Annotated in this window: 20 protein-coding genes and 1 tRNA gene; 8 read left to right on the forward strand and 13 right to left on the reverse strand. The window is 44.3% G+C overall.

Features of this window, described 5'->3' with window-relative positions; translation table 11 throughout:
• The 10 genes from Q8P86_02395 to Q8P86_02440 all read right to left on the reverse strand — a co-directional run.
• The coding region (locus Q8P86_02395) for a hypothetical protein (protein MDP3996518.1) at window positions 1-327 on the reverse strand (327 nt) is incomplete at its 3' end.
• 251 nt (window positions 328-578) lie between these two features.
• A complete protein-coding gene (locus Q8P86_02400; GenBank protein ID MDP3996519.1) occupies window positions 579-1,064 on the reverse strand; it encodes a hypothetical protein in 486 nt (161 codons plus the stop codon).
• A 210-nt stretch (window positions 1,065-1,274) separates the two neighbouring features.
• On the reverse strand, window positions 1,275-1,517 hold the full coding sequence (locus Q8P86_02405; protein MDP3996520.1) for a hypothetical protein: 243 nt from the start codon (window positions 1,515-1,517) through the stop codon (window positions 1,275-1,277).
• Window positions 1,518-1,734: 217 nt separating this feature from the next.
• Complete coding sequence (locus Q8P86_02410; protein ID MDP3996521.1) at window positions 1,735-2,133, reverse strand: pilin; 399 nt, start codon at window positions 2,131-2,133, stop codon at window positions 1,735-1,737.
• Window positions 2,134-2,137: 4 nt separating this feature from the next.
• The gene (locus Q8P86_02415) at window positions 2,138-2,596 is read right to left on the reverse strand and encodes a pilin (protein ID MDP3996522.1); all 459 of its coding nucleotides are present in this window, start codon (window positions 2,594-2,596) and stop codon (window positions 2,138-2,140) included.
• A gap of 26 nt (window positions 2,597-2,622) precedes the next feature.
• A complete protein-coding gene (locus tag Q8P86_02420; protein MDP3996523.1) occupies window positions 2,623-3,897 on the reverse strand; it encodes an extracellular solute-binding protein in 1,275 nt (424 codons plus the stop codon).
• A 188-nt stretch (window positions 3,898-4,085) separates the two neighbouring features.
• The gene (locus Q8P86_02425; protein MDP3996524.1) at window positions 4,086-4,613 is read right to left on the reverse strand and encodes a methyltransferase domain-containing protein; all 528 of its coding nucleotides are present in this window, start codon (window positions 4,611-4,613) and stop codon (window positions 4,086-4,088) included.
• A gap of 48 nt (window positions 4,614-4,661) precedes the next feature.
• Window positions 4,662-7,121, reverse strand: coding sequence for a DNA gyrase subunit A (gene gyrA, locus Q8P86_02430; protein ID MDP3996525.1), 2,460 nt, complete (start codon window positions 7,119-7,121; stop codon window positions 4,662-4,664).
• A 65-nt stretch (window positions 7,122-7,186) separates the two neighbouring features.
• The gene (locus tag Q8P86_02435; protein ID MDP3996526.1) at window positions 7,187-7,474 is read right to left on the reverse strand and encodes a hypothetical protein; all 288 of its coding nucleotides are present in this window, start codon (window positions 7,472-7,474) and stop codon (window positions 7,187-7,189) included.
• 79 nt (window positions 7,475-7,553) lie between these two features.
• A complete protein-coding gene (locus Q8P86_02440) occupies window positions 7,554-8,195 on the reverse strand; it encodes an MBL fold metallo-hydrolase (GenBank protein ID MDP3996527.1) in 642 nt (213 codons plus the stop codon).
• A 292-nt stretch (window positions 8,196-8,487) separates the two neighbouring features.
• On the opposite strand from Q8P86_02440, the gene Q8P86_02445 reads away from it, so the two are divergent.
• A complete protein-coding gene (locus Q8P86_02445; protein ID MDP3996528.1) occupies window positions 8,488-9,633 on the forward strand; it encodes a S1 RNA-binding domain-containing protein in 1,146 nt (381 codons plus the stop codon).
• 316 nt (window positions 9,634-9,949) lie between these two features.
• Here Q8P86_02445 and pth read toward each other — a convergent pair whose 3' ends face one another.
• Window positions 9,950-10,540, reverse strand: coding sequence for an aminoacyl-tRNA hydrolase (gene pth, locus Q8P86_02450; protein MDP3996529.1), 591 nt, complete (start codon window positions 10,538-10,540; stop codon window positions 9,950-9,952).
• A 244-nt stretch (window positions 10,541-10,784) separates the two neighbouring features.
• On the opposite strand from pth, the gene lepB reads away from it, so the two are divergent.
• The 7 genes from lepB (at window position 10,785) to Q8P86_02485 (ending at window position 16,984) form a co-directional block, all read left to right on the forward strand.
• Window positions 10,785-11,399, forward strand: a complete 615-nt coding sequence (lepB, locus tag Q8P86_02455) for a signal peptidase I (GenBank protein ID MDP3996530.1) — start codon at window positions 10,785-10,787, stop codon at window positions 11,397-11,399.
• Between the two features lie 36 nt (window positions 11,400-11,435).
• Entirely contained in the window at window positions 11,436-12,668 is a 1,233-nt protein-coding gene (locus Q8P86_02460) for a His/Gly/Thr/Pro-type tRNA ligase C-terminal domain-containing protein (GenBank protein ID MDP3996531.1), read from the forward strand.
• 40 nt (window positions 12,669-12,708) lie between these two features.
• Window positions 12,709-12,948: a 30S ribosomal protein S21 gene (locus Q8P86_02465; protein ID MDP3996532.1), complete on the forward strand. Its 240-nt coding sequence runs from the start codon at window positions 12,709-12,711 to the stop codon at window positions 12,946-12,948.
• 9 nt (window positions 12,949-12,957) lie between these two features.
• Window positions 12,958-13,353 (forward strand): rRNA maturation RNase YbeY, encoded by a 396-nt coding sequence (gene ybeY / locus Q8P86_02470; GenBank protein ID MDP3996533.1) that lies wholly within the window; start codon window positions 12,958-12,960, stop codon window positions 13,351-13,353.
• Between the two features lie 99 nt (window positions 13,354-13,452).
• Window positions 13,453-14,631: a cell division protein FtsA gene (gene ftsA / locus Q8P86_02475; GenBank protein ID MDP3996534.1), complete on the forward strand. Its 1,179-nt coding sequence runs from the start codon at window positions 13,453-13,455 to the stop codon at window positions 14,629-14,631.
• Window positions 14,632-14,821: 190 nt separating this feature from the next.
• Complete coding sequence (ftsZ, locus tag Q8P86_02480) at window positions 14,822-15,955, forward strand: cell division protein FtsZ (protein ID MDP3996535.1); 1,134 nt, start codon at window positions 14,822-14,824, stop codon at window positions 15,953-15,955.
• 108 nt (window positions 15,956-16,063) lie between these two features.
• Window positions 16,064-16,984 (forward strand): FAD-dependent oxidoreductase, encoded by a 921-nt coding sequence (locus Q8P86_02485; protein MDP3996536.1) that lies wholly within the window; start codon window positions 16,064-16,066, stop codon window positions 16,982-16,984.
• Window positions 16,985-17,606: 622 nt separating this feature from the next.
• Here Q8P86_02485 and Q8P86_02490 read toward each other — a convergent pair.
• Window positions 17,607-17,680: transfer RNA gene (locus Q8P86_02490), tRNA-Val, on the reverse strand.
• A 112-nt stretch (window positions 17,681-17,792) separates the two neighbouring features.
• The coding region (locus Q8P86_02495) for a cysteine peptidase family C39 domain-containing protein (GenBank protein MDP3996537.1) at window positions 17,793-18,006 on the reverse strand (214 nt) is incomplete at its 5' end.

Below are 18,006 nucleotides of genomic sequence, written 5' to 3' on the forward strand. Positions count from 1 at the left end.
GTTGAGTATCGCCACCAATCCCCAGATGGAAATCATGAGAAAAATACCGATGACTCCCCATATTATGTATCCTTTGGCTCCCTTTCTCTTTTCCTCGTCCGCGCCGGCGACTATAAAACTGAAAATTCCGAATACGACCACTAAAACGGCGAGACCGACGATGAACGGGAAGATGATGTTTATTAGAGCGTTTAGTCCATCCAAAAATTCCCCGATTGTCCCCGCCCCTTCCACCGTAAATGGAGTCCTCGAAAAATCCTGCGCCAACGAAACCAAAGGCAAAGCCAAAAATGAAAGCAGACCAAAAGCTGTTAATGTTTTTTTCATTGCGAATAAATATTCTAACTTATAATAAATATGCTTATAATAAATATGACCTTTTCGCCCAAAAGAGTCAACTTGGACGGCAACTTTAAAATGGCTTTTGGTATCGTAGTTTAATCATATACCGCATTACAGGGAACCGCAATAGATGGGTGGGGATAAATGGAGCTAAAACATTGCCTTCAGGCGGATTTTTCGCTGACTTTTCTAACCGGCTCCGCAAGGCATTCAGAAATGTCCGAGCTCGCTCTTGTTTAGAGAAAAAAGGAATAGAATCCACCCGATTTATCTATGTTAAGCAAACTCCCCGGGTCAATTTGAGGTATGTCGCCCTCCCTTATTGTCCTGTCAACGTGAAATGTATTTACAAGAATTAATATAATTCCCCACAGGGAAAGCATTAAAAATACGCCGATTATGCCGAAAGTTATATATTTGGCCGCTTCTTTACGTTTTTCCTCGTTAGCCCCTTGGGTAATATAGATAAAAATATTGAAAATAATTACAAACACGGCCAGGCCAACAATAAACGGAAACAGTATATTCAAAAGCCGATTTAAACCTTTTACCAGTTCGCCAATAGTTGAATCACACGGTGTTCCATCTACGGGACGCACTCCGTCCGCGCAATATTCTTCTTCCTGCGCAAACGCAACAGGGCTAACGGCAACAATAGACATGACGGCAAAAATCACGACGAGGATTAGAAAAAGTGGCCCTAAATTTTTTTTTAAATTCATTTGATTATTTTATCACAAATTAACTTTCTTTCTTTTTTCATGGGACTGTTGCCGAATAGGCTTTTGAGGTGATTTTTTCAAAATTCGTGCGAGACGAAGTTGAAAATTTTTGGCTTAATGCCAGCGGTATTGGCTAAAAATTTTCAACAAGTCGTAGCCGAATTTTGGATAAATCAGCCAAAATGGATATTCGGTAACAGTCCCTTCATATCACGACGGAAAAACTGTCGTTTTTATGATGGTTACAATGCCCCACACCGACAAAGCTACGAAAACCGCTATAACACCGTAAAGGACCAAATCTTTGGCCCTCTTTACCGCGTCTTCACTGCCACGCATGCTTATATAGCGAAAAATGCCGAAAGTCAACACAAAAACAGTCAGTCCAACGACAAACGGAATCAGTATATTTATTATATCAACGATTTTTTCTACGAAAGCGCTTAAGTTCATAAACAAACTTTGAATTACGAAACACTTGATTCCCCCCACTCGGAAAGCTCCCAAAAAAGTGACCGCTCCAAGGGCGCTTGCCCGGTCTTAGTCACTTTTTTGTGACTTTCCTCGTGGGGGGGGCGCCTGCCGTATTTCGTAATTCACAGTAAACAAATCTTATAATATCACCAATTAACCACTACACCTTATCTCAAATTTCGGCTTTAAGGTCCGGTTATTCTCTTATTTCTGTTAATGTCGTTTCTATTATACCGGCAATAACCGCCGCTCCCAAAAGAACAAACGCCCCTATCACTGTCCACATAAGGGCTTTCTTTGCGGTTTTGAGCTTCTCTTCGTTACCTTGGGCCGTTACAAACAAAAATCCTGAAAAAATCAAAAAGAATGTGATAAGCACGCCTCCTATCGGCAAAACTATATTTTGTATGAGCTTGTCAATGAGAGCTTCAAAGGTGCCCACGTCGTCTCCGAGCGGATTTGGAATAATTGTCCCGGTAGGCAAAGAAGAGCTGTCGTGATTGGTTCCATAAACAAAAGCCGGAATGGCCGTAAAGACGACAATAAGCAAAAGAGGGGCAGAGACCAATATTATTTTTTTGAACTGTAAACTCATTTTTTTAAATATTCAACTCTTCCAGTGTTTGAAAGCCGTCGTCGCCACTTCTCTTATTTTCAGGAATAAGGGCCGTCTGTATAAGCACCACTATAAGCCAAGCCGAAAGTATAAAAACGAAACCGATGAGAACCTTTTTAAATATTTCGTGGGCTTGCTTTATCTTGCCCTCGTCCCCCACCGCGGTTATATATAGTATACCAGCCCATGCAAAAGATAAGGTAGCGACAGCTGTGGCTAAAATGATAAGAAAATCTGTAACTCTTTTTACAAGCAGTATAAGATCTGTAAAACCGCATTCTTCTTTTCGTGTAAGATTGCCATTAGAATCATACACATTTTTTACCTTGCCGTCCCCGTCCAAATCAAACCCGCAAGACACCAGCCCGCCGGGAACAGCTTGAGCCGAGACAATCTTCGCCGGAACAAGATTAAAAAACATCACAATAGTGACTGAAATCAAAATAAAATTTAATGACTTTGTAAAATTCATCTGACATTTTCCAACTCCGCGTTGGCCCTTGAAATGGCCTCTTCCAAACGACGAGAGCCACTTGATATAGATTCTATCATACTGCGAAAAATACCATCTGTAATCTGTGGATTAGGGTCAAGCCAACCATAGGACTGCAAAGCGGCTTCGGCAAAAATCGTGCCGGCGGCGTCGTTTGCGACAGATGATATGAGGTCGCGTCTTACGGGAGGAAGCGACTGCCTTTTAGACCATATGGATATGGAGGAAGAGTCGGTCAAAGTTAATATGGCTTGGTACGCGCCGGTTATGTTTGGCGCGGTTTTCAAAACAGACAAAGCGTACATCCTGCCGTAAGTTCTCTTAACACGCGTGTCAACGAGCTGGGGAAAAGGAGCCACGGAGAAATTCAAATTCGGGTTTTTGGCCCGCAAATCAGAAAGTTCGCTGGCAAAACCGAAATATATGGCCAAATCTTCAGACAAAAAGAAGTTTTTAGATGGAGGCAAAGAACGATTCCAAGAGTAAATCGGCTTTACGGGATTGCCAAATTCCGTGTAAAAACCCAAAACCGACGAAGCCACTCCTCCTCCGGCGGTTGCCAATACGCTTTCCAAACCGCCTTGCGTTTTCCGATCGGTGATCGGATTGCCCGCCTGCAATAGAAGAGCCGAAATGATTTTCTTGGCATGAGTAACATTCCCATACTCGCCTAAGGCGACAGCCGATTGGACGATATTTGAAGTGCGGTCTTTTACTGTCAGTTTGCTTGGCAAAAGAAGCACTTCATTCCATGTTTTAGGATAAGTGGCAAGCCCCGCGCTCCCGAAAAGGTCTCTGTTCCAATACATTACCAACGGGTCAATGCTGAAAGGTATACCTAAAGAGCCACTTTGAGTAAGATACAGTTCCCCCTCCTGAATAAATGTTTCTTTGAATTCGCGTTCCGGATAATTTTCATAAGGAATCACAGCGACTTTGTCTTGAAACCTGACTATCAAATCGTCCGGAAGGAAAATAGCGTCCGGAGAACGGCCGGAAGCGATTGCTTCCACAAGCTCCTTGTCAAAATTTTCTTCCGAAATCTGCCTGTAGTTAATTACAAAGTCCTTTTTGCCGGTGGAAACCTCCTGAAGAAAAGGATTGACCGCCGTAGCAGGAAGAATTCCCCAGATTGAAACGGCGCCACCGGTTCCTTCGCCCGAATCGGAACGATAAGTGGCAAAGGCGACAATTCCGCCGATGGCGAGCAGAACGAATACCGCAAGGGTGATTATTTGAAAAGTTTTCATTGTTTATATCCCAGTATGCTTACGAATGTAATAATTATACAAAATATATCAAACTTATACGAGTGATAAATCGGGGTATGTAACCGCTCCAAGGGCGCTTGCCCGGTCTTAGTCACTTTTTTGTGACTTTCCTCGTGGGGGGGCCGCCTGCCGTATTTCGTAATTCAAGATACATTAGTATTTTGGTATCACAATTTCCTAAACACCAAACCGTAGTGGTTCTCCCCAGCCGGAATGTCTCGTTCAAAATGAAAACCCGCGCTTTCAAAAAGTTCCTTCGCGCTCTCCTTGGGAAAAACATGGCTCTGGTGAGGCCCTGTCCCTTCGAAAGACCCCGTCCAATCCACCACCAATACTTTCCCGCCTTTTTTCAAAATTCTTTTGGCTTCCAAAACCAAACTCTTCTTATCTTCCACTTGAAACAGGATATTGCAGACAAGAACCGCGTCCACCAATTCGTCACGCAGTCGCGTCCCACCTAATTTTTCAATGTCTCCCCAGACCACTTCAATGTTTGACAAGCGTTTACTTTGAGCGCCTCTTTTTAGTTTTTCAAGCAAGTCCTTTTGAATATCAACGGCGTAGACCATCCCGCCCTGCTTTACGGCAGAAGCGGCGGACATGGAATAAAAACCCGAACCGGACCCGAGGTCCGCCACTTTCATACCGGCATCCAGTTCCAAAAGTTCAATGTTGTGTTGTGGTTCGGAAAACATGGAGGTTTAACAATTCGGCATACATGACCGAGATGCTCAAAGTATATTTTACAAACAAGTCAACGACGCGATGCTATCCCCTTCTCTAAGTTTCATTATTCTGACCCCTTGAGTTTGTCTTCCAAGTGTCGGGACCTCGTTCATTGAAAGACGTATGACCTGACTCTTTTTTGAAATCGCTATCATCTCTTCGTCTTCTTCCGAAACCACCACCTTTGAACCGATAAGCTTTCCTGTTTTAGAGGTTATTTTGGCCGTCTTTATTCCCGATCCGGCTCTTTTTTGGACTTTATATTCGCCAAGTTTAGTTCTTTTTCCATAGCCGTTACCCATAACCACGAGAAGAGAACCTCCTCTGTCGGTTTTTTTGACAATATCAGCCCCAACCACCCTGTCGCCTTTCCCGATTTTCATAAGTCGCACGCCGGCAGCCGCCCGCCCCATAACACGTACATCGGACTCCTTAAAACGTATGGACTGCCCTTCCGACGATACCAAAATCGCTTCATCCCCCTTTTCAACAAAAGAGGCGGAAATAAGCTCGTCCCCTGACTGAATTTTTATGGAAATAAGTCCGCTTCGTCTGACATCATAAAACGCCTTGGCTTCGGTTTTTTTGCCGTTTCCATCCTTGGTAACCATAAGAAGAGAAAGACCTTCCGCTTCTTTTATGGTTTTTGGCATGGCAAGCACGGAAGTAACATTTTCTCCGGCTTCCAAAGACAGGAAATTCATTATTGACTTGCCCTTTGTAGCCCTTTTTCCCTCAGGAATTTCATACATTTTTATCTGGTAGGCCTTGCCTCGATCGGTAAAGAAAAGAAGGTCGTTGTGAGTGGTGGCAATGAGAAAATGAGCCACAAAATCCTCGTCTTTGGTATCTAAATCCACGACACCGACTCCTCCCCTACGCTGTTTTCTGTATTCTTCAGGGTCTGTGCGTTTTATGTATCCGCCTTTTGTCAAAACAAGAATGCTCTCCTCATCCGGAATGAGGTCTTCTTCGGAAAACGCTTTGGTTCCCTGTTTGACTACTTTTGTCCTTCTGTCATCGCCGTATTTTGAAGCCAAGGACTGAAGTTCGGTCTTTACCACCGAGCGAATTTTCTTTACACTTGCCAATATTTCCTTTAACTCTTTTATGATGGTTTGAACCTCCCCCAGCTCGTCTTCTATCTTTTTTCTTTCCAGTCCCGCAAGTTTTTGCAGACGCATTTCCAAAATAGCCGTCGCCTGTTTGTCGGAAAATTTAAACTCCTTCATCAAATTGGCGTGGGCCTCGGCCGTGTCTTTGGACGCTTTTATGAGTTTTATTATTTTATCAATATGGTCAAGCGCCTTCTTGAGTCCCAGAAGAATATGCTCGCGTTCTTCCGCCTTGTTTAAGTCAAATTGGGTTCGTCGGCGAACGACAGTGACGCGATGTTTTACGAATTCCTGCAAAATGCTTTTAAGAGAAAGCGTCTGTGGCACTCCGTCCACAAGGGCAACCATGTTGAAATGGAACGCCTCTTCCAGTTGGGTGTGTTTGTATATTGTGTTTAGGATTTTTTCAGGAAAACTGCCCTGCTTTAGTTCAATAACGACGCGAATGTCTTTGGTTGACTCGTCGCGAAGGCCTTTTATCCCTTCTATTTTCTTGTCTCGCACGAGCTCCGCTATTTTCATGATGAGCTCGGCTTTGTTTACTCTGTAGGGTATTGAAGTTATGACAATGGAAAACTGTCCCGCCTTGTTCTCAACAATTTCAGCCACGCCCCTCACGACCACGCCACCTTTGCCGGTGCTGTAAGCGTGGGCCAAGTCCTTGGAGCCAAACACAATTCCGCCCGTAGGAAAGTCCGGACCGCTTATAAATTTCAAAAGCTCTTCCGTAGTCGCGTCTTCGTTGTCTATCAAATGGTCTATGGCATCGGCAAGTTCGCGCAAATTATGAGGAGGAATGTTAGTAGCCATGCCGACAGCAATACCCAAAGTTCCATTTAAAAGAAGGTTGGGCGCGGCGGCCGGTAAAGTAACAGGTTCTTTTCTTGTTCCTTCATAGTTTGGCCTCCAGTCAACAGTGTCTTTTTCTATGTCGCGCAACATATCGCCTGAAATGCGAGACATTTTGGCCTCTGTATAACGGGGGGCGGCCGGCGGATCTCCGTCCAAACTTCCCCAGTTTCCTTGACCTATTATTAAAGGATATCTGTAGGTAAAGGACTGGGCCATTTTGGCCATTGCATCATAAATCGCCGCGTCGCCGTGGGGATGATACTTACCCATCGTGTCCCCCGTAACCGCCGCCGATTTTCTTGTTTTTCCGCCAGCGTTCAAGCCAAGCTCGTGCATTGTGAAAAGAATCCTCCGTTGCACGGGTTTCAGTCCGTCACGAACATCCGGCAGGGCACGCGCTGTTATTACAGACATGGCGTAATCAAGGTACGAATCCTTCATTTCCGCCACGATATTTCTGTTGACAACCCCGGCGTTCCGCCCATTTTCTTTGTTTTCTTCCTTTTCCATTTTAATTTGATTTTAACACAAAACGCTCTTAAATTCCATTTCGCGATAATAAACCTGACCGCCAATCAGCGATTTTGGATGTCCTCTGTTTCCACATCTTCCGACCTGAACAGGTTTTTCAGCTGTCCAACCCCGGCCGCGAAATCTTTGGCTCCATTTTGAAGCACTTCGGAAATTTTGACAAAAGGCATGTCAACATTCTGTCTGTCTTCCGCTACCGCTTCGGAAAAAATGGAATCCAAAGAAAAAAGCCAAATAAAAGCCACCACGCCCGTAAAAACGGCGGTTATCAAAAAAGCCACCCGTCGGCGATGGGATTCGCTTTTTTGGCGCAATTTTTCTAAAAAATCCATTGTTGTACTTATACGGGCTGTTACCTAATATCCACTTTAGCCGACTTTTCCGAACATTTCGCGATCGGGCGGTATCGTGTCATTGGGCCTTAAGCACCATTATCTCTCCCTCCTTACCCTCCAAATCCTTCCTTTTAAGCGTCAGCTTGTCCACGGGCTTTACATTCTCCGAACCGCCCTCTCTAAGAAACACCTTTAAAGCATCTTTGTTTTCCGCTTCTTCGTAATGCATGGGTATTATGATTTTCGGTTCCAGATTAACGGCCAGTTTGTAGGCGTCGGCCGACGACAAAACGCCCCCTCCTCCAATCGGGACAAACAATATGTCTATATCCGCGTCCGAAACGGCCTCGGCGGTTTTTGGGTCCAAATCAACCCCACCAAGTCCTCCAAGGAAGACAATGTTCATACTCTCAAGATTTACCGTATATATTGTATTGATTCTTTCTTTGCCTTCATAACCGCTACGGGAGGAAAGTCCTTTTATAAAGACCTCTTTTATTTCATATTCTCCGGGGCCGGAAATCACAAAAGGTTCTTTGTTTCCCACGGTGACAGCTTCAACTCCGTTAAAGTCCTGATGCTTTATTGAAATCAAAGCAATATCCGCTCCAAAACGGCCACCTTTGAATTTTGAGTCCTTGGAAATCGGGTCAAAAGCCAGCACAGTATCGCCAAACTGAACTTTAAAAAATTGAAGATTGTGGTAGGTGATAATCATATAAATTGGAACATTTTAAGAAAAACGAGCGCGAGTTTGTTTTTAACGTCTTTGTTGTATGTTTCATCTGAAAGTATATCACTTTGAATTACGAAACTCCAGATCCCTCGTCTTTCTTTTAAATTTCGGCTGTGACTTCGCAAAAATTATTCAACAGTCCCTTTAATTGGACAAGTATGACATCACGTAGTATACTTCCCCAATATTTTATAAACATTGCCTGAATTAACCTTTTCCTTCGGAGATTGTCTGTTTGGGAAGGAGGAAAAGCATCAGGCAACAATAAAACGCTATGAACACATCTGTTTTAGGCGAAGAAAAAGAACTGCAAAAGAAAGAGGAAAACGAGACCGAAAACGTTACGGAGTCGGCAGGAAGCGCGGTTATGGCGAAACTTTTTGCCGAAACTCCGACCCCGCCGCAAATCGGCGACTTGGTGGAAGGCGCTGTTTTGGCCTTGGATAAGGCCCGAGTATATATTGACGTGGCGCCTTTTGGCACCGGAATAATTTACGGAAAAGAATACATAAACGCCAGAGACGTCATAAAGAAGATAAATGTAGGAGATACCATAGCGGCCAAGGTCGTGGATACGGACAACCCTGAAGGATACATAGAATTGTCTTTGCGGGAAGCCAGGCAGGCGATGATATGGAGCGAAGCGGAAGAAGCTATCAGGGAAAAGAAAATAATGGAACTTGCCGTAAAAGAAGCCAACAAAGGTGGCCTCATAATGGAATGGCAGGGTATTCAGGGATTTTTGCCCGCTTCACAGCTTAAGCCGGAACATTATCCGAGGGTAGCTGACGGAGACAAGGACAAAATTCACGAAGAGCTGAAAAAACTTGTAGGGGAGAGGATTTCCGTTGCCATCATAGGCGCTTCTCCAAAAGAAGGTAAACTTATCTTTTCAGAAAAAAGCCCTGAACAAAAAGATAAAGAAAAAATCATCGGTAAATATTCTATCGGCGACGAACTGGGTGGCGAAGTCACGGGCATGGTTGATTTTGGAGTGTTTGTAAAAATAGAAGAAGGTTTGGAAGGCCTTGTCCATATTTCGGAAATTGACTGGGCGCTTGTGGAAAATCCGAAGACCATGTTTAAGGTGGGCGAAAAGGTTAAAGTTAAAATAATTGAAATCAAGGAAGGAAAAATTTCTTTGTCCATTAAAGCTCTAAAGCCAAGTCCATGGCTTGAAGCGGCGAAAAAATACAAAAAAGAAGACGTCGTCAAAGGTATAATAATCAAATTCAATAAACATGGAGCTCTCGCGTCCATTGAAGAAGGAGTCGCCGGTCTGGTTCACATAAGCGAATTCGGCTCTGAAGAAAAACTTCGCCAAACCCTTGAGCTTGGCAAAACATACTCCTTTAAAATCACTCTTTTTGAACCGAAAGAGCAGAAGATGGCTCTTTCTTATGTTGAACAAAAATCGTAAGATACCGTTTCAAGCCCTGTTAGAAACTGCGTTTATAACGGGTGGTGAGAAATCTTGAATTACGAAATACGGCAGGCACCTCCCCCCCCACGAGGAAAGTCACAAAAAAGTGACCTGAGCCCAGGGCAAGCGCCCTTGGAGCGGTCACTTTTTTGGGAGCTTTCCGAGTGGGGGGCAGGTGTTTAGTAATTCACAATAAGGAAAGAGAAAACCTAACTCATCAAAGCAGATAAACTCTCTGTTATGCTATTTGTGCGATAGCATAACAGAGAACATGTGAATAGGAGAAAGTTGGATTAAAACCGAGTCACCGGCACTAATTAAATTCGCCCATCGCTTTTTCTCTGCCTTCCGCTATAACAACCTCTATCGCATCCACAACTTTTTTGATTGTCTTTTTTATAGTATCCGCTTCAGACGGCTTGAAATCTTTTACTATAAATTCGTCCACCACTTTTTCTGATGACGGTTTTTTAATTTTGCCGGAAGCCGTTACCGGCGAAATGCCTATCCTCACCCTGACAAAGTCCTTGGTTTTGAGCGCCTTTATAACCGATTCCACTCCCCTGTGCCCTCCGGAGCTTTTACCGAAAGAGATTTTAAATTTTCCAAGCGGAATATCCAAGTCATCATGAACAACAACTATTTTCTCCGCCGCTTTTTTATCTTTCACAAATGCCGAAACTGAAGAACCGGAACGATTCATAAATGTTTGGGGTTTTACAAGAGCCAGTTTCTTCTTGCCGACCGCCCCCAAAGCAATTTCGGCCTTCTTCTTTTTGTCCTGCTTCCATTCATCCGCGCCAAATTTTTTGGCAAAAGCGTCCACAGCCAAAAACCCCGCATTGTGTCGGGTCTTTTCATACTCTACGCCGGGATTACCTAAACCGAAAATGATGTAAGACATGGAACATGTAACTTGTAACATGGAACATGGCAAAAGTCCATGCACAAATCTGCGTCTTTCTTTTCAATTTAGATAAAATAAAAAAAATATTTTAAGATGTCCGGTGTTTCATAATTTTGTTCCATGTTCCATGTTACAAGTTACATGTTGCATGTTGTATGCTACATGCTACACCTTTCGCTATTGTGTCAAACTTATCTTTCCTTTACAATTAGGACAAGTAAAAAATGTCGCGCGAAATTTTATGAATCAAATAGAAAATTCACAAGAGGAAAATTTCAAAGACGAAATCAGCGCGGACAAAAAAACGGAACGAGGCATCACATTGAAAGATTTGGCCAAGTTCGTTCTACTTACTCTTATAATCGTAGTACCGATTCGGGTGTTTATAGCGCAACCGTTTCTTGTTTCCGGTTCTTCAATGGAGCCGACATTTGAAGACAAAGAGTACTTGATAGTGGACAAGCTTTCATACCGCGTGGAAAACCCCCAAAGAGGCGACGTTGTCATATTTCGCTTCCCTGGAGACACGGACAAGTTTCTTATAAAGCGCATTATCGGCCTGCCTGGCGAAACGGTTGAGGTTAGAAACGGAAAGACACATATAAAAAACGAGAGTTACCCGGACGGCTTTGTTTTAGGAGAACCCTATGCTTTATCCAATCTGCCTCTTATAACAATGACCGTTACCTTGAAAGACGACTATTACTTTGTCATGGGCGACAACAGAGAACAAAGCGCCGATTCAAGAATATGGGGACCGCTTAACCGTTCGTTTATTGTGGGCAGACCTTTTATTCGTCTTTACCCTTTTAACGAAATGGCGATGTTCCCCGGCCAAGCACACTATGAGTATTAGCAATTCGCGCTGTGTTTAAATCGTAATTCTTTAAAAATGTCCACCATCCAGACAAAAACAAGAGTAGAAGAGAGTAGGCACACTTATGGAGGCGATTTTTTGCGATACGGACACGACATCGCCCTTCACTATGGTTTTGAACCCATCGCTTCTCCGAAAATTTCAAGAGAGGACCACTTTTTGGTAAGAGACCCTAAAGACATTACAAAAACAAAAATAGCGCGAACTTTTCCGGAGGGAGACAACAGAAGACCTCGTTCTTTATTTCTGCCGGAAAGAAAAGCGGCCCTTTTACGCCATGTTCAAAACGGTCTAAACGGTAAATTTGAATTGCCTTTGATGGTGCATCATTTCACCGAACACTACCATAAAGAGAAGGGTCCAAGAACGTCTTTGCATTTGGACATCATAGGAACAAGCCAAAGCGTGGCCGAAGCGATTCTTATAAAAACTTCCATTGAGATTCTTAAAGAGGCGGGATACAAAAATTTAGGCATACACGTAAACAGCGTCGGGGACAGGGAGTCCATGAACAGATTCAGCCGAGAGCTTGGAATGTATTACAGACGCCAGCTCGGAGAACTTCCCGCCGCTTGCCGAGAACTTTGCAAGTCAGACGTCTTTTCCCTGCTTGAATGTCCCCACGACAAATGTTCCATAATCCGCGAAGACGCTCCGAGAGCTTTGAGTTTTTTGACGGAAAAAAGCCGTCAGCACTTTAAAGAAGTTTTGGAACATCTGGAAGTTTTTGACCTTCCGTACAAAATCTCAAATTATCTGGTAGGCAATCGCGCTCTCTCTTGCGAGGCCCTTTTTGAAATCAGGGAAATAACCGATTTAAGCGAAGAAATATTGGCTTTTGGCACAAGATACGACTATTTTTCAAGAAAACTCGGCCTTAAAAGAGAAATGCCCGGTGTAGGCATTGAAATATCTCTGCCCGGCGAGTGCGCGAAACACATTCGTAAACTGTCCCGACCAGTCAAACCTAAACTTTATTTTGTGCATTTGGGCTTTGAGGCCAAACTCCGTGGCTTGCCGGTTTTAGAAGAATTGAGACAATCCGATATTCAAATCACTCACGCCCTAATACAAGAAAAACTTTCCCCCCAGTTGGCTTTGGCGGAAAAATCCAAAGCCAGACACATCCTTATCATGGGACACAAAGAAGCTATGGAGGGCACTATAATAGTAAGAGACATGGCCAGTCGCGAACAAGATACCGTGCCGGTTGGTTCTTTGGTTTCTTATCTTAGACAAGTAATGTGATTTGCGCGTTCTCATAAGCCGTGCTATATTAACAATAATCATGCCGATAAACGTAGAAGTGGCGAAAAACGCCAACGAAAATAATACAGCGGTTTTACGACGTTTTACCAGAAAAGTCCAGGCCTCTGGAGTTCTTTCGCGCATGCGCTCGGAAAGATACCAAAGCCGTCCTTTTTCTAAATTCACAAGAAAAAAGAGAGCTTTGAAATCAATCAACCGAAGAGCCGAGATTCAAAAACTTATCAAACTTGGAAAGATGACCGAGAGAAAGAAAAGATAGTAAAACACGATGAGCGAAGGAAAATTCTCCATTGTTTACACCACAAAAGGCAGTCCCGAGAGTACGCGGGGACTGCCTTTTGACCTTATAAAGAAGACCATCCTCGGGAAAAACTACGAACTGAGCATTGTTTTCTGCGGGCCGAAACGTTCCAGATTTCTTAACAAAAAATTCCGCGGTCAGGACAAACCGACCGACATTTTGAGTTTCCCTCTTTCTAAAGGGAGCGGAGAAATTTTCATTGACATTTCTTCGGCCGAAAAAGAGGCGCGTAAATTCAATCGTCCGCTCCGTAATTTTCTTCTTTTCCTGTTTATACACGGAGCTGTCCATTTGAAAGGATTCAAACATGGTAGTAAAATGGAGCAAGAAGAAATAATTTTCAGGCGTAAATTCAAAATCTAATTTCTTCCTTGCACTCGTCGCTTATAACCGACGCCGAACGTCCATGAAAAACATTCATGAATGTCGTTTGTTCGGTTGCAAGTTATTGAACCGTTTACTATGTCCAGATCCATTTCAACCGGCATTGATGTCGGCACATCACAAATCAAAGTGGTTATCGCGCGCAAAAGCGCCGAAAGAGAAATGCCCCGAATTATCGGGACAGGTTTTGCCGAGTCAAAAGGACTTCGTCATGGCTATGTTTTAAACCAAGGCGATGTTATAAAAAGTTTGCATCAGGCGGTAAATCAAGCCGAATTGGCCGCAAAAATAAAAATTAAAAAAACCATCATCTCAATAGGCGGTATAGGACTTTCCGCCGCCACGTCAACCGGCTCCACTATAATATCCAGAGCCGACACTGAAATTACTGAACGCGATATTGAAAACGTTTTAGCCGCCAGTTTAAAAAACTTGCCGCAAAACGTATCCCAAAACCGAACAATAATCCACTCCATTCCCATAAACTACAAAATAGACGGCAAGCCCGTTTTGGGAAAACCTTTGGGGCTCAAGGGCGGAAAATTGGAAGTCAAAACTCTTTTTGTCGGCTGTTTGGAACATCACTTGCGCGACCTCATAGAAGCGGTGGAAGGAGCGGGCATTATAGTGGAAGACGAAGTGGTAGCCGCTCCATTGGCCGCCAGCGTAGTAACATTGACCAAGCCCCAAAAAGTAGCCGGATGTGTTCTCGCAAATATCGGTTCCGAAACGGTCTCTATCGTGGTTTACGAAAACGGAATTCCCGTCTCTCTGGAGGTCTTTCCTATCGGTTCCAACGACATAACAAACGACATAGCGCTCGGACTTAAGATACCGCTTGAAGAAGCGGAGGAAGCGAAAAGAGGACTTTTGGTCGGCGCCGAATACCCAAAGAGAAAACTTGATGAAATAATTTCCGCCCGCCTTTCCGACATCTTTGAACTCATAGAAGCCCATTTGAAAAAAATAGGCCGAAGCGGACTTTTGCCTGCCGGTATAATACTGACAGGAGGAGGCGCGGGCATAGACATGATAGAAGACATGGCCAAGACATCTTTGCGTCTTCCCTCACGTACTGCCCAAATGCAGATGGGAGACAAAAGCAGGTTGTCCATAAAAGACGCTTCTTGGTCCGTAAGTTACGGACTGGCTATAATAGGACTGACATCCGATTCAGAATCCCCCTCTCCTTTCGCCTTGGCCGCTCGCCAAGTCAAAACTCGCGCCGCGAAATGGATAAAACAATTTTTTCCATAGATATTTTAAGCCGATAACTTGATAATGATTGGATAGATGAGTCAACCTTTCACTTTTCGTTCTTTCTGATATCATACCCTTTAAACAGACACGGTCTTCAAATGCCGTATTTTGGCATTTGAATTGCATTTTTCAATTGTTTTATTGACTTCGGCTTTACACTTTACATTTTAGACCTTAAAATAAATTTATGCCCAAAATTCAACCGGAAGTAGAAGCATTCGCAAGAATCAAAGTTCTCGGAGTCGGCGGTTCCGGCAAAAATGCCATCAACCACATGATAAACTCCAAAGTAAAAGGGGTTGAATTTATCGCTGTTAACACAGACGCTCAAGACCTTCACAACTCTCTGGCTAAAAAGAAAATTCACATTGGCAAAAACTTGACCAGAGGTTTGGGAACCGGAATGAATCCGGAGCTCGGCAAACGCGCCATAGAAGAAACAAAAGAAGAAATCCAAGAAGCAGTCAAAGGGGCCGATATGATTTTCATAGCGGGAGGTACGGGAGGAGGAACTTTCTCGGGAGCGGCTCCCATAGTCGCTCGCACGGCCAAAGAACTCGGCGCTTTAACCGTGGCCGTCACCACCAAACCTTTTTTCTTTGAAGGACATCAGAGAATGAAAATAGCCGAAGCCGCTTTGGACGAACTGCGTAAATCTGTTGACGCTATAATAATAGTGCCTAACGACCGTCTTTTGGCAACCATAAGTAAAGAAACAACGGCCAAGCAGGCATTTGCCATGTGTGACGATGTGTTAAAGCAGGCAGTTGAGGGAATTTCCGACCTTATAACCGTACCCGGTATAATAAACACCGACTTTGCCGACATCAGAGCCATTATGGAAAACGCGGGGTCGGCGCTTATGGGTATCGGCACGGCATCGGGCGAGAAACGCGCCGAGGAAGCGGCCAAAGCGGCTATCAATTCTCCCCTTCTTGAAGTTTCAATTACCGGAGCCAAAGGTGTGCTTTTTTCCATTGCCGGCGGGGACGACCTCACTATGTTTGAAATACAGGATGCCGCTAAAGTCATCACTGAATCCATTGACCCGAACGCCAAAGTAATATTCGGAACAATAAGAGATGAGAAACTGAAAAAGAACGAGATTAAAATTACTGTCATCGCTTCCGGTTTTCCTGAAGGTCCCCGAAAAACGCTTTTCAGCGAAGGTGAGACCCCCGAGCGAGGCAAAATATTCAACACCATGGCATCTCCCGCGAGCATGAAGGAAAAAGAAGAAGAGCCGGTAAGAAAACCCTCGGAAGACGACGAAGACGACTGGGGAGCGGTACCGGCGTTTTTAAGGCGAAGCAAGAAGTAGTTCGTCAAGTGAAAAGTTCATAAAGTCCGTAAAGTAAGTCAAATTTGGAATACTTTAAGAACTTTCAACTTGATAAACTTTTAACATGAAGAACTTGAAAAACTAACTATGTACGATTTATTGATTTTAGGCGGAGGGCCGGCCGGAGTATCAGCCGGAGTGTACGCTTCAAGAAAACGTCTAAAGACCGTTTTTGTAGCCAAGGATTTTGGCGGACAAAGCGTCGTTTCGGAAGGCATTGAAAACTGGATAGGCACGGTAAAAGTTTCCGGAGCGGAGCTTGCAAAAAACTTTGAAGGACATTTGCGAGCGTACGCCGGAGATATGGTTGAAATAAAAGTACCCGAAGTGGCGGTGAAAATTGAAAAGACCGACGGCGGTTTTATCGTAAAAACAGACAAAGACGAATACAGAACCAAGACGGTTCTTGTAAGTACGGGAAGTCACCGCAGAAAACTTTCCGTGCCCGGAGCTCAAGAATTTGAACATAAAGGTATCACATACTGCGCCTCGTGCGATGGGCCTCTTTTTGCCGGTTTGGATGTGGCCGTAATAGGCGGAGGAAATGCCGGTTTTGAAACGGCGGCCCAACTTTTGGCCTACGTGAAGAGCGTCGTACTTATCCACCGAAGCCCTGAATTCAAAGCGGACCCGATGACAGTCAAAAAGGTTCTATCCGACCCCAAAATGCACGCTATCTTAAACGCCGACCTTTTGGAAATCAAAGGCGATAAAATGGTAAGCGGACTTGTCTACAAAGATAAAGAATCCGGCGAAACAAAAGAGCTTTCGCTTCAAGGGATTTTCGCCGAAGTCGGTTCCGTGCCGACAACCGGTTTTGTGGAGGAACTTGTTGAATTAGATGAATACAAGCGCATAAAGATAGACCCGTGGACACAGCAAACATCGGTACTCGGAATATGGGCGGCCGGCGACTGTACGAATATAAAATATCACCAAAACAACATCGCCTCGGGTGACGCCGTCAGAGCGCTTGAAGACATTTATGTGACTCTTAAAGCAAAGTAAAGCTTCCGCTCACATTTCGTGCTCGCAAGTCATCACTTTTTCCCGTAGTAACCGTGAATTACGAAACACTTGCTTCCCCCCCCACAAGGGAAAGCTCCCAAAAAAGTGACCGCTCCAAGGGCGCTTGCCCTGGGCTCAAGTCACTTTTTTGTGACTTTCCTCGTGGGGGGGCACTTGCCGTATTTTGTAATTCAAGATAGTAATTTTCGGGGTATTTACCTCTTTGTTTCGCCTTCGCCCCTTGATTGTCGAAATAAATAAAATGGATTCGGCAATCGGGCGGAGCTTGCTCCGCGGTGAATACCGCTTTTATTGTGCGCGCTCCAGGGCTCTCGATTACCATGCGCGGGTGCTTTTCGATTTCGGCTCCCAACCCCCGCCTCAATAACGAAAAGCCTTTCTCGCCCTGTCGAAAGCAAAGCAGTTTGCTTTCTATCGCTTCAATTCTAGGACTTATTAGCGACGTAGAGCGAGAGAAATGAAAATGGCTTTGCATTTTCATTTCCGAGCCGAGGAGCTAATATAAGGGTATAAATACCCCGTAGCTTGCTACGGGGGAAGGAGCGAGTCTCTAAGCTTCCTTCGGGCGGAGCTTGCTCCGCGGTAAATACCGCTTTTATTGTGCGCGCTCCAGGGCTCGAACCTGGGACCTCATCGACGTCAACGATGCGCTCTAGCCAACTGAGCTAAGCGCGCGTTATTAAGTTGCAAATATATTATCACGAAAACGACAAAAGAAAAGCTGTTGTCGGTGCCCTGTTTTCTGTTTTGGCGAAATCTGTCCGCGTTATCCCCATTATTCTTCTCTTTATTTATTTGGCAAAAATTGCTTGCCGAGCTTCAAGTCATTTTCTGAAATTACCATAAGCCAGTTTTTGTGCGTGCCATCGGAGTCCTTCCATCTTTTTAGAAACTCCTCACGGGAGATTTCAAATTTTTTGCCGTTCCACGGGTCGTTTAAAAAAAGATAGTCATCAGAGAGCCCCACCACTACCGCGTAGTGTCCCTCATCGTTTGACGGC

The sequence above is a fragment of the bacterium genome (assembly GCA_030699905.1).
Classification (GTDB): domain Bacteria; phylum Patescibacteriota; class Minisyncoccia; order Phycocordibacterales.